The sequence below is a fragment of the Sulfitobacter sp. SK012 genome (assembly GCF_003352085.1).
GTDB lineage: Bacteria > Pseudomonadota > Alphaproteobacteria > Rhodobacterales > Rhodobacteraceae > Sulfitobacter.
This window is the reverse complement of the sequence record NZ_CP025804.1, coordinates 1,830,733-1,843,030: the sequence shown is the minus strand read 5'-3', so window position 1 is coordinate 1,843,030 and position 12,298 is coordinate 1,830,733. Positions and strand designations below refer to the sequence as shown.

The 12,298-nt window shown below is 55.5% G+C and carries 12 protein-coding genes; 10 read left to right on the top strand and 2 right to left on the bottom strand.

Annotated elements, in window-relative coordinates:
• Positions 1 to 97 precede the first annotated feature (97 nt).
• From C1J03_RS08935 to C1J03_RS08915, 5 genes are all read left to right on the top strand, one after another.
• Positions 98 to 1,027 (top strand): phosphoadenosine phosphosulfate reductase, encoded by a 930-nt coding sequence (locus tag C1J03_RS08935; RefSeq protein WP_114885698.1) that lies wholly within the window; start codon positions 98 to 100, stop codon positions 1,025 to 1,027.
• Between the two features lie 32 nt (positions 1,028 to 1,059).
• The gene (pyrC, locus tag C1J03_RS08930) at positions 1,060 to 2,094 is read left to right on the top strand and encodes a dihydroorotase (protein ID WP_114885696.1); all 1,035 of its coding nucleotides are present in this window, start codon (positions 1,060 to 1,062) and stop codon (positions 2,092 to 2,094) included.
• 72 nt (positions 2,095 to 2,166) lie between these two features.
• A complete protein-coding gene (locus C1J03_RS08925) occupies positions 2,167 to 2,844 on the top strand; it encodes an orotate phosphoribosyltransferase (protein ID WP_114885694.1) in 678 nt (225 codons plus the stop codon).
• A gap of 163 nt (positions 2,845 to 3,007) precedes the next feature.
• Positions 3,008 to 4,504, top strand: a complete 1,497-nt coding sequence (locus C1J03_RS08920; RefSeq protein ID WP_114885692.1) for a replicative DNA helicase — start codon at positions 3,008 to 3,010, stop codon at positions 4,502 to 4,504.
• 160 nt (positions 4,505 to 4,664) lie between these two features.
• A complete protein-coding gene (locus C1J03_RS08915) occupies positions 4,665 to 6,002 on the top strand; it encodes an MBL fold metallo-hydrolase (protein ID WP_114885690.1) in 1,338 nt (445 codons plus the stop codon).
• A gap of 20 nt (positions 6,003 to 6,022) precedes the next feature.
• Here C1J03_RS08915 and C1J03_RS08910 read toward each other — a convergent pair whose 3' ends face one another.
• Positions 6,023 to 7,342 (bottom strand): alpha/beta hydrolase family protein, encoded by a 1,320-nt coding sequence (locus tag C1J03_RS08910; RefSeq protein WP_114885687.1) that lies wholly within the window; start codon positions 7,340 to 7,342, stop codon positions 6,023 to 6,025.
• Positions 7,343 to 7,462: 120 nt separating this feature from the next.
• Positions 7,463 to 7,723 (bottom strand): hypothetical protein, encoded by a 261-nt coding sequence (locus tag C1J03_RS08905; RefSeq protein ID WP_114885685.1) that lies wholly within the window; start codon positions 7,721 to 7,723, stop codon positions 7,463 to 7,465.
• Between C1J03_RS08905 and alr the strand changes: the two genes are divergently transcribed.
• The 5 genes from alr to C1J03_RS08880 all read left to right on the top strand — a co-directional run bounded on the left by alr (position 7,722) and on the right by C1J03_RS08880 (position 12,218).
• Positions 7,722 to 8,756: an alanine racemase gene (gene alr, locus C1J03_RS08900; RefSeq protein ID WP_114885683.1), complete on the top strand. Its 1,035-nt coding sequence runs from the start codon at positions 7,722 to 7,724 to the stop codon at positions 8,754 to 8,756. The two genes, C1J03_RS08905 and alr, sit on opposite strands and share 2 nt — an antisense overlap.
• A gap of 34 nt (positions 8,757 to 8,790) precedes the next feature.
• A complete protein-coding gene (locus tag C1J03_RS08895; RefSeq protein WP_114885681.1) occupies positions 8,791 to 9,225 on the top strand; it encodes a paraquat-inducible protein A in 435 nt (144 codons plus the stop codon).
• A gap of 148 nt (positions 9,226 to 9,373) precedes the next feature.
• A complete protein-coding gene (locus C1J03_RS08890) occupies positions 9,374 to 10,180 on the top strand; it encodes a DNA repair protein (protein ID WP_114885679.1) in 807 nt (268 codons plus the stop codon).
• A 57-nt stretch (positions 10,181 to 10,237) separates the two neighbouring features.
• On the top strand, positions 10,238 to 11,605 hold the full coding sequence (gene radA, locus C1J03_RS08885; protein ID WP_114885677.1) for a DNA repair protein RadA: 1,368 nt from the start codon (positions 10,238 to 10,240) through the stop codon (positions 11,603 to 11,605).
• Positions 11,606 to 11,663: 58 nt separating this feature from the next.
• On the top strand, positions 11,664 to 12,218 hold the full coding sequence (locus tag C1J03_RS08880) for a CvpA family protein (protein WP_114885675.1): 555 nt from the start codon (positions 11,664 to 11,666) through the stop codon (positions 12,216 to 12,218).
• Positions 12,219 to 12,298: the final 80 nt, after the last annotated feature.

Here is a 12,298-nt window from a genome sequence, read left to right as displayed (position 1 = left end):
TAGGGCTGATTGTCCCTAATTTCGCCGCAATAGACCTGTAGAAACCCTTCAAAGCCACGATCCGAGATAGGGAACGGGCACATTTGAGGATGGCAAAATGGCAGGCGAAGCGTTGAGTTTCGACACATCTCTGGCCGAGATGGAAAAGGCAGACTGGTTAGCTGCTCTGGCATCCCTTTGCGAGGACGACGGCTATCTTGAGCGCCTAGGAAAACGGCACGTCGCAGCATTTATCGAAGCCGGAACAACGCTTTTGGTCACATTCGAAACCCTGCAAGGCATTCACGCCCTCTCGCCCAAAGCACAACCTTTGGGTTGGCGCATGATCCAAGCCGAGGGTTGGTCGCATTTGTGCATAGCATCCGACGGCGACACATGGTTCCGCGACCGCGCCGTTTTTGGCTATTTTGACCGGCTCGTGGATGATGGGTTCTTCGACGAATTTGAGACGGTCATTTTCTATGGTGCCGGCCCTTGTGGATATGCCGCCGCCGCCTACGCCGTCGCTTCCCCTGGTGCGCGGGTTGTTGTGGTCCAGCCTCAGGCAACTCTTGATCCGCGGATCACCGAATGGGACGATCGTTTTTCTGATATGCGCCGTCTCGATTTCACCGCACGCTATGGCTATGCCCCTGATATGATTGATGGGGCGGAGCGCGCCCATGTGCTTTACGATCCAGCGCAGCAGCTTGATGCAATGCACGCAGCACTCTTTACCCGTCCAAACGTAGTGAAACATCGCCTGCGCTTTATGGGGGACGCGATCCAAACCGATCTGTTGGAAATGGATATTTTTGACGCGCTGCTAAAGGCAGCGGCGAACGATACGCTGGACGAGTGGCTGTTTTCAAAATTGCTGCGGTCACGTCGCAATCACTCTCCATATCTGCGAAATTTGATGACCGCTCTTGATAGCCAAGGGCGTGACAGCTTGGTACGTGCGTTGGCGCAAAATGTGACCGCGCGGATGAAAGCACCCCGTTTTGCCCGCCGTTTGGCAGAGCTGAATGAGGCACAAGACGACTAGCGCGCCGAAGGGGGCTGTGCTAGCCCGCTGCCATGACAAAAACTTTCACGATCCGCCGTCCCGACGACTGGCACCTGCATCTGCGCGACGGAGACATGCTGTGCGCGGTCTTGCCCCATAGCGCCAGTCATTTCGGCCGCGCCATCATCATGCCAAATCTAGTCCCCCCAGTGGTCACGGCAAAAGATGCCGCCGCTTACCGCGACAGGATTCTCGCAGCGATGCCTGAAGGAGCTGATTTCAACCCACTGATGACGCTCTATCTTACGGAAAATACTGACCCCGCGGATGTTGCCGCAGCCCATGCGGACGGTTTGATCCACGCGGTCAAACTTTACCCCGCGGGTGCGACCACCAATTCTGCCAGCGGCGTGGCAAATTTTGACCGTGTTGGGGCGGTCCTGGAAAAGATGGCTGAGATCGGCTTACCGCTTTGTACCCACGGCGAAGTCACCGATCCTGAAATAGATATTTTTGACCGCGAAGCTGTCTTTATCGACCGTGTTCTTGACCCCATCCGCCGCAGTCATCCCGCTTTGCGCGTTGTGATGGAGCATATTACCACACAACAAGCTGCTGATTACGTCCGTGCGGCCCCTGAAAACCTTGCCGCGACGATCACCACCCATCACCTCGTGATCAACCGCAACCATATCTTGGCCGGCGGGATCAAGCCGCACTACTATTGTCTCCCGGTGGCCAAACGCGAAAATCATCGCCTCGCGCTACGGGCTGCGGCAACTTCTGGCGACCCGCGGTTCTTTCTTGGCACAGACTCGGCACCGCACACGGACGCAAACAAATTGCTGCCGTGCGGCTGCGCAGGTTGCTTCACCGCGCCAAATACCCTCAGCATTTTGGCGGAAGTTTTTGAGCAAGACGGCGCGCTGGATCAGCTAGAGGCGTTCACATCGCTTAACGGGCCCGCGTTTTACGGCTTGCCCGCGAATGAAGCGAAAATGACCTTAACCCGCTCGCCGCCCAGCTTTCCAAGCCATGTCGACACGCCCGAAGGCCCCGTTACCGTTTTTGACCCAGCAATGCCGTTGCACTGGACTGTGACCTGAGGCTTTACTCTTAACAGTACCCTTACCAGAGGCATGATTTCTTTTGCCCCACTCGCACAAAGGACACCGCAGATGATCCCAACCAGCTATCCGCCCGCCGACGAAATGGCCCGCCTGACCGCGCGTATGTTGCTGGAAATTGGGGCCGTGCATTTCAATGCCGATGAACCTTTCACCCTTGCTTCGGGTTTGCCGAGCCCGACGTATATCGATTGCCGCAAGCTTATTTCTTACCCGCGTATCCGCACGACTTTGATGGATTTTCTGACTGTCACCGTTATGCGCAATGTGGGCTTTGAGGCGTTCGATAACATCGCCGGCGGCGAAACTGCGGGTATTCCCTTTGGCGCTTTGGTTGCCGAACGGATGGCCTTGCCGATGACTTATGTCCGCAAAAAGCCCAAAGGATACGGCCGCAACGCCCGTATCGAGGGCGTGATGACAGAAGGTCAGCGGGTTCTGCTGGTCGAAGATCTCACCACCGATGGCGGCTCAAAACTCTCTTTTGTGGATGCGATTCGCGAGACTGGAGCCACCTGCGGGCATACGGCGGTGATCTTCTATTATGATATCTTTCCACAAACTGAAAAGACGCTGGGTGATCATGGGGTTGCGCTACATCACCTGTGCACGTGGTGGGATGTTTTGGCCGAAGCCAAGGCCCAAGGCAGCTTTTCTGCAGAGACACTCACCGAGGTTGAATCTTTTCTAAAAGCGCCCCGCGCTTGGCAAGAAGCGCGCCAGACATAACCAAGCCCGCCACATCATCTTGACGAAACGCACTCTGTTGGGTCAAGATGTGGGGCGGGCAAAGCATCCACCAGATATCCACAAAAACATACAGTTTGCGTGCCCGGCCGCCGCTGGATAAGACCTCATGAGGGCTGACACCGGGGCAGAAAAGGGTGAGACAATGAACGAGATTTCGTCACTGAACGCGAACCAAGTTGCTGTACAGGCCCCCGAGACAATGCCGCATTCCATCGAGGCTGAACAACAGCTTCTGGGCGCGATCCTGACCAACAACGATGTTTACGACCGCATTGCGTCGATCATTGGTGCCAAGCATTTCTACGATCCCGTCCACGCCCGCATTTATGAGATCGCGGCCGCACGTATCGCCAAGAACAACCTCGCATCGCCCGTGACGCTCAAGGCGTTCATGGAAGACGACGAAGGCCTCAAGGAACTTGGCGGCCCTGCATATCTTGCCCGACTGGCCGGTGCTGCGATTTCTGCATTTGCGGTACGCGACTATGCGCAAATGATTTACGATCTGGCCGTCCGCCGCGATCTGATCCTGCTGGGCCGCGACATCTCTGCAAAAGCCGCACAGGTCGACGTCTCGTCAGAACCACGCGAGCAAATCGTTGAGGCAGAACAACATCTGTATAAGCTTGCCGAACAAGGCCAGACCGAAAGCGGCTTTCAGAGCTTTCTCAAAGCGGTCACGGATGCTGTTAACAATGCCAACACGGCCTATCAGCGCGATGGTGGCCTATCGGGCGTGTCTACTGGTCTGATTGATATGGACAAAAAACTTGGCGGTTTGCACCGCTCTGACCTTTTGATCCTCGCAGGGCGCCCATCTATGGGGAAGACATCGCTTGCGACCAACATCGCATTTAACGTCGCCAAAGCCTATAAGCGCGGCAAGCTTCACGATGGTACCGAAGGAGCTATCGACGGCGGTGTTGTGGGTTTTTACAGCCTCGAAATGAGCGCAGAACAGCTCGCGGCGCGTATCCTGTCTGAAGCCTCCGAGATCCCGAGCCAGCAGATCCGTTCTGGTGACATGACCGAAGTTGAATTCCGCCGGTTCGTTGACGCGGCCAAAGCGCTTGAGGCCTGCCCGCTTTATATTGACGACACGCCTGCCCTGCCGATCAGCCAACTTGCAGCACGCGCGCGTCGCCTGAAACGGACCCACGGCCTTGATGTCCTGATCATTGACTACCTGCAATTGGTGCGTGGTACGGGCAAGAACGAGAACCGCGTTAACGAGATTTCCGAGATCACCATGGGCCTTAAGGCCATTGCCAAAGAACTAGACATTCCCGTCATCGCGCTGTCGCAGCTGTCGCGTCAGGTTGAAAACCGCGAAGACAAACGTCCCCAGCTTTCAGATCTTCGCGAATCTGGTTCGATCGAACAGGATGCCGATGTGGTGATGTTCGTGTTCCGCGAGGAATATTACAAAGAGCGCGAAAAGCCGGGTGATCATGAACTCGACAAGATGGCCATGTGGCAAGAAGAGATGGAACGTCTGCATGGTAAGGCCGAGGTTGTTATCGGAAAGCAGCGCCACGGCCCTATCGGCACTGTCGATCTGAGTTTTGAGGGCCGTTTTACCCGTTTTGGCAATCTCGCGAAGTCTTGGCAAACCGGCAACGACGAGACCGAGTTCTAGGGCATCCATCAATGTTTGTGCAAATTGCTGCGCAAATGAAAACAGCGCTGATATTCAGGACCTTACTCGACATACCGACGCGATCTGGGGATGGCCGCGCTTGCGTCTGCAGATGGAATAGGTGAGAACAGCGCGGTCTATAATCCGGAGTTCCAGCGACATGCAGATCGAGTTTGTCAATCACGCCTCTGTTTTGATCCGCCATGGCGACGTCAGCCTATTGAGCGATCCATGGTACGAAGGTCCGGCCTTTCACAACGGTTGGCGGTTGTTGGTAGAAACCCACGCACCGCAAGTCGAAGAGTTACTCAAGCGCACCACGCACATCTGGCTGAGCCATGAACACCCCGATCATTTTTCGGTCGGATTTTTCAAACGCTACGGTCAAATCATCCGTGATCGTGGCATCATGTTGCTGTTCCAAGACATCGATGATCAGCGTGTTGCCGATTTTTTCCGCGCCCAAGACTTCGTCATAACCTTCCTGCCGTTTGGCAAATCCATTGATCTGAGCAGTGATGTCTCCGTGACATGCATCAAGGATGAATTCATCGACAGCGCCCTTTCGGTGCGCGCAGGCAACACGCATATCCTCAACCTCAACGACTGCAATGTTGGCACAGCCAAGCGCGCGCAGGAGTTTCGCGATGCGGTCGGCACCTGCGATATCTTACTGACCCAATTCAGCTATGCGGCCTGGAAAGGCGGACGCGACAACCGCGCTTGGCGCGTCACAGCAGCGCAAGAAAAGCTCGATAACATCAGCGTTCAAGCCCATGTGCTGGAGCCAAAGATGATTATCCCTTTCGCCAGCTTTGTGAGTTTTGCACATGAGCGGAACAACTATCTTAACGATGCCTCCAACACGCCCGACGCGGTTGTCGAAAACTTTAAGGACGCGCCTTTTGCCATTCAGGTCATGGCACCCGGTGATGTAACCGATGGTTCTGCCGATCCAGCGGCCAGCGCCAAGGCCTGCGATTGGTGGCGTACGCAATATGCCAAAGCTGGCGATGATCTGATGACCTATGAAACGGTGGATGCGCAGGCATTGCAGACGGCCTTTGCCAAATGGCGCACGCGGGTATTCAAAAACAACAGCCGCCCTGTGATGAAATGCGCGCAGAAATTCAGCCCGATCAAAGTGTTAAAACCCGTGGTGATCGAGCTTGATGATTTGGGCACGCGTTGGGAAATTGACCCGCCCAAAGGCACGTTTACACAAACGGGTGCCCCCGCTGACCTGATCATGCACTCGGAATCTTTGGAGTTCTTGTTCCTCAATTCCTTTGGTTTTGACACATTATCGGTCAATGGCAACTTTGAAGAAGCGAGCACGGGAGGTTTCAGCCGCGCCGCGCGGTCAATTGCGATTGAGAACCTCAATAATCTTGGCATCCGCTTTGGCATGGGATTGTTGTTTGAGCCAAAGATCATCGCCGTGATCTTAGAGCGCCTGCGCGGTGTCAGCGCAAAAATGGGACGCAAGGAAGCTTAAGCCTCCTTGCAAGAACGGCCTCACTCTGGCGCTTTGACCTCGTACATCAGACCCTTGGCCGTGCCTTTGGCAAACCCTTTCCAATAGGAGTGATCCTCTTTTTCGGTCCCGTCGTCATTCACGGACCAGAAACCTGCATTTGAATCCTCAACCAGACTTAGGAATTCAGCGGCATCTGCATCGTCTTTCAGCTTCACATCCAGCCAGGCCGTTACAAAATGCTGCGCGATATTGTTCATCCGCGCGGTATCCCAAACCGCATCCGTGTAATGGTCGGAAACGCTGCCGCCCAACGCCTCATCAAAGCGAAATGCCTCTTTTGGTGCCGGCATTGGCGCGCCAGAATTATGCCCGCCATTTGCATAGGTCAGCAAAGCACGTTCCACATTGCTCACCCCTTCCCAGATCGCACGAATGCCATTTTCATAAAGCGATACATCATCCTGTGACCCAGCAATGAACAGCATCGGGACTTGCACCCCCGCCAGTCCCTCCGCGTCCCAAAAGCCGGTGTTCATGCCCCAAGGGCCGAACGCCACTGCCGTCTTGATCCGTGGGTCTGGCAGCGCATTATGCGTGTCAGAGCCTGCGCGGTGGATGTCTAGCGTGCCATGCGGCCCACCCCACCCAAAGCCCACAGACGCTTCTGTCACACCGCCTCCTGCGGTGATCAAGGCACCGTACCCGCCCATAGAATACCCGATCAGCCCGGTGTTATTTACATCATAAAGGCCGGAAAATTCCCCTTCGGCCATCTCCGCCATCACGCCCAACACAAACAGCTGATCAAGCGGTCGGTTTACCAGAGTAGATCCAAACGCCGCTTTTGTCCGGTAGGTCGAATCGGTGTGATCAATTGACGCCACCACATAACCTTTGGAGGCGATATTTTCCGCCAAATGCGACAACAAGAACCGGTTGCCGGGGTAGCCGTGGCTGATCAAGACCAAGGGGTAGGGTTTCTGGGGCGTGGCAATCTGTGCATCGCGGTGGGCGCGACCCTGCAAAGTCACCTCAGTTGTTGCATCGCGCAGATAGGCGCGCAGGCCGGTATCGCCGGTTGCACCTTCGGCGGCGGGATACCACATCTCAACCGTTAAAGGGCGATCATAGCGCGGCCACGTTTCTGGCTTGGGAGCATCAGGATCAATCGCAAGAATGTCGATTTGATTGGGGTTCACAAGATCAATCTGGCGCACGCCAATCGGCAAATTCCCATAGGCCGCCAACTCTGGCGCGCCCGGCAATTGCGTGTCGATCCGGTTTTCAGCCATTACAGCCGTACCCGCCTGTGCTGCAACAGCCGCAAGGCCGAGTGCCGTAACAATTTTACGCGTCATATCGATCTCCTAATCAAGCTCTTCAACCCTACGGTTGACTGCTCTTTTCGCAAGCCACGTTATCGCACTTTTATGTCATGCAATTTGGGATCGACGTACCAACGCTGATACCTCCATAATTCAGGCATCTTGGAACTTGCTGGCACTATTGGCCGTGTCTGCAGGGGTACGCATTTGCATGAAGGCCGTTCCAACCAGCCAAGGCGGCTTGTAGGCCATCCCTGCCCCAAACATCACCCCCGCACAGGCTCCGCGCCCCTTGATTGCAACGAAGGTGAATAGATACGGTGCCAAATCTTCAGCCTTTTGGACATTCCACTGGTCCAAGATCCTGCCAAGGTGCTTGACGCGGCCTCCCATCCTGTCAAAACCCCAGCCCATGAGCACAGCCAATTTAACAATCGACCTTTCCGCCATTGCGGCGAATTGGACAAACCTCAACAAGCTGACCGAGGTTGAAACCGGGGCCGTGGTAAAAGCTGACGCTTACGGGTTAGGCGTCGCACGTGTCGCACCACGCCTTGCCGCTGCAGGCGCACGTCAGTTTTTTGTTGCCGTCGCCGAAGAAGGTGTCGCCTTACGCCGCGCGCTGGGTCCAGGGCCATCAATCTCTGTTTTCTCTGGCCACATGCCCGGTGATGCCGAAATGATCCGCGCTGCCAGCCTTGTACCCTTGATTAACTCTGTCGATCAGATGCTTCTTCATGTCGAAACCCTGCCCGGTCACCCTTTTGGCCTGCAACTCGACACCGGCATGAACCGATTGGGGATGGAGCCTGCTGAATTTTCCGTCCTGCGAGAGATTGCCTTAGCTCAACTTCCTACGCAGATCATGTCGCATCTCGCGTGTTCCGATGAACCGCCGCACCCAATGAACCTGCACCAATTGGGCGTCTTCGAAGAGATGACCGCCGGTATCGATGCCCCCCGCTCTTTGGCGGCAACGGGCGGCGTGATGTTGGGCGAACAGTACCACTTTGATCTGACCCGTCCGGGTGTGGGTCTTTATGGTGGCTTACCGTTTGTCGATGCGACCCCAGTGGTGACGCTGGACCTGCCCGTCATCCAAACCCGCGACGTCGAAATTGACGAAACCGTTGGCTACGCTTGTGGTTGGGTTGCAGATCGCCGATCTCGCATTGCGACGGTGGCCGCTGGCTATGCGGATGGGCTGATCCGGGCGATGGGGACCAATGCGACGCTGACCAGTGATGGGCAAAAAGCTCCCGTCGTGGGCCGTGTTTCTATGGACCTCATAACCGTTGATGTAACCGACCTGCCCTTTGAACCTGAATCACTGCAACTCATAGGACCCCACCAGTCCATTGATACGGTTGCAGAGTTTGCAGGTACCATCGGCTACGAAATTCTCACAAACCTTGGTGCGCGTTATAATCGGGTTTGGCTGGCGTGACGTCTTTTGCCCTTTGCTGCGGCCGTGAAATCCAATGATTGCCCGCTATCTTAACCTCGCGCTCCTCATCTTATATCCGATCGCTTGGATTGCCCCCTTAATGAAGGCGGGGCCGCTGCCACTCTTCAGACTCAGTGAGATTTCTGTCCTGACGGGCCTGCAATCACTTTGGGCCTCGGACATCTTTCTCGCGGTCGTGGTCACAATCTTTGCAATTGTGGCACCCTATCTCAAAACAATCGGCCTCAGCCTGATCCATTTTGGTCTGCTGAGGCCCAACGTTCTGCCCGTCCTGCAGACATTGGGCAAACTTGCGATGGCAGATGTTTTCTTGATCGCGCTCTATATCACGCTCAGTAAAGGCGTTGGTGTTGGTCGAATCGAGGTTGCTTGGGGTCTGTATCTTTTCACGGCCTGCATTCTGGCCTCACTCTGGGTAAGTTGGAAAACGCAACAATCCGGCGAATAACCGCGAAATTGCCACAGAATCGGCAACAATCAAAATTAATCTCTTCCTCAGGAAGTGTGGCTAAGCTGTCATCAGACACCGCCCAGCCCGCTTAAAATATAGGTATTTCGTGCAAAACTGCTCGGAATGACATCTCGGAGGACAGCAGATGACAAAATTCAAAGCCTACGGGCATATCGCACAGCAAATCCTGCAATGGCTCGCAATCGGTGCCTTTGGCATCTCCGCCATCGCACTTACTGGCACAACCTTGATGGCCGCGTTTGGTCAATTGCGCTGGATCGACCTGAACCTTAGTTACAACGGCGCGCTTCTTGAAAATGCTGGCATGTACGCACAAATCGGCCTGACCGCTCTTGTGATCGCGATGTGTTTCTTCCTGCCGACCAACCGCCGCGTCATGAAGCTTGAGACGTCGCACCGTGATTTCAACATGTCGATGCGGGACGTGACCCGGGCTTATGCAGATGTGCATGCCAATGACCGCAAAGAAGTCTTCAAGATGTCATCAGAATTTGACGCTGTTCGCGAACGTATCGCCTATTTGCGCGATCATCCGGATCTCAGCACGCTTGAGCCGACAGTTCTTGAAGTCGCGAGCCAGATGAGCCAGATTTCCAACGAACTTGCCGTGGTCTATTCCGACGACAAAGTTGACCGCGCCCGCAAATTTCTGACCCAGCGTCAGGAAGAAATGGCGACCTTCAAGATCCGTATTGATCAAGCCAAGCTGGTCTCAGCCGAGCTGAAGCAATGGCAGCACGAGGTCGAGATGGAAGAAAACCTTGTTCACGCTCAACTCGACCAATTGCGCACTGAGCTTCAGCAAATTCTCCCTGAACTCGGCATTCAAACCAAAATGAATGGCAGCAAAATTGTATCGAGCGCTGATAAGCCGTGTATCAATGCCAACGGCAGCCGCGTCTTTGGCATGCCGGCAACAGCCGCGGAATAAACCAAAGCTGGGTGGTTTCTCTTTGACCGCATCTGCGCCCTGCGCCAAAAGGGCGTCATGGCCAAATCATCCAGCTCCTTTTCTTGCACAAGCTGCGCCGCGATCTTTCCAAAATGGTCGGGGCGCTGCGACAATTGTGGCGAATGGAATACGATCTCCGAAGACAAGGGGATCTCCTCAGGCCCCCCGTCGAAATCTCTGGGCGCAAAGCGCGGCAGCGCCATGGTGCTCACCGATCTCTCTGCCCACGAAGATCCGCCCCCCCGCACAAACTCGGGTTTGGCAGAACTAGACCGCGTGCTCGGTGGCGGCCTTGTCCCGGCCTCAGCCATTCTGGTTGCAGGTGACCCCGGCATCGGAAAATCAACACTGCTGTTACAGGCCGCAGGCGCTTTTGCCTCAAAAGGCCTGCAGACCGTTTATGTCTCTGGCGAAGAGGCCAGCGCCCAGATCCGCATGCGCGCTCAACGCCTTGGTCTATCGGATGCGCCAGTCAGGCTTGCCGCAGAAACCAACCTGCGTGACATCCTAACAACGCTTGAAACCGAACGCCCACAGCTTGCCATCATCGATTCCATTCAAACCATGTGGTCTGATAATGTAGACAGCGCACCAGGCTCAGTCAGCCAAGTCCGCGCTGCCGCCCATGAGTTGACCAGTTTTGCGAAACGGCGCGGCGTGTCTGTTGTGCTTGTGGGCCACGTCACCAAAGAAGGTCAAATCGCCGGCCCCCGGGTTGTCGAACATATGGTCGACACTGTCCTTTATTTCGAAGGCGAGCGCGGGCACCAGTTCCGCATCCTGCGCGCCGTAAAAAACCGTTTTGGCCCCTCCGATGAGATTGGCGTCTTTGAGATGACAGGCCGCGGCTTGGCCGAAGTTACCAACCCGTCGGCGCTGTTTCTATCCGAGCGTGGACAGCCGAGCCCCGGATCCGTTGTATTTGCCGGCATCGAAGGCACCCGGCCTGTTCTGGTCGAACTGCAAGCACTCGTCGCTCCGTCGCCCCATTCGCAACCCCGCCGCACAGTCGTTGGTTGGGATTCAGGCCGTCTCGCAATGATCCTTGCCGTCCTCGAAGCGCGGTGCGGCATCCCCTTTGCGGGATTGGATGTTTACCTGAACGTCGCGGGCGGCATGAAAATATCAGAACCCGCTGCTGATCTGGCTGTCGCATCGGCGCTTCTTAGCGCACGTGAGGATGTGGCTTTGCCCGCCGAAACCGTAGTTTTTGGCGAAATCAGCCTGTCTGGAGCCCTCCGTCCGGCCCCACAGACCGAAAACAGGTTGAAAGAGGCAGCAAAACTTGGTTTTACGTCCGCCATTGCTCCTTCAGGTGGAAAAGCCGTGGGCGCGCAAGGCATAACGCTCAGAACAATGAGCGATCTGACAGGTTTTGTTGGTGAGATTTTCGGGGCGGGATAGTCAGCTCCCCCATAGTATTCTAGGGTCAAAATGATCCGGGCAGAAAGGCAAGACGAGCATGGAAGGTTTTACCATCATTGACGGCGTTGTGGCGCTGGTCATCGTGATGTCTGCGCTGTTGGCATATGGCCGGGGCTTTGTGCGCGAATTGATGGCCATTGTTGGCTGGATAGCGGCGGCCGTGTTGGCTTATATGTTCGCCCCCAAGGTCGAGCCATTGGTGCGCGAATTGCCCGTTGTCGGTGAATTCCTTGCCGATAGCTGCGAATTGTCAGTGATCGGAGCGTTTACGATCGTTTTGGCGCTTACGCTTATCGTGGTCTCACTCTTTACGCCGCTCTTTTCGTCACTGGTGCAGCGCTCCGTCTTGGGCGGCATTGACCAGGGCATGGGATTCTTGTTCGGCGTCATCCGCGGTGTTCTTTTGGTGGCCGTGGCGTTCTTTGTCTATTCCACCGTCATCACCGGCCAGAACTTTACGGTCGTCGATGAGAGCCGCTCTGCTTTGGTTTTTGGCAAGTTCTCTGATGACATCCAAAACCAAGACCCCGATCAAGCGCTTGGCTGGATCACCGGTCGCTACGAAGCACTTGTTGCTAGCTGCAGTCAGTAATCAGCCCAAGCAACTTACGCCATTCGCCGTTTGTTAGGGCTTTTCAGCGCATAAGCTTAGCGCTGGACTGCGCGGACAGC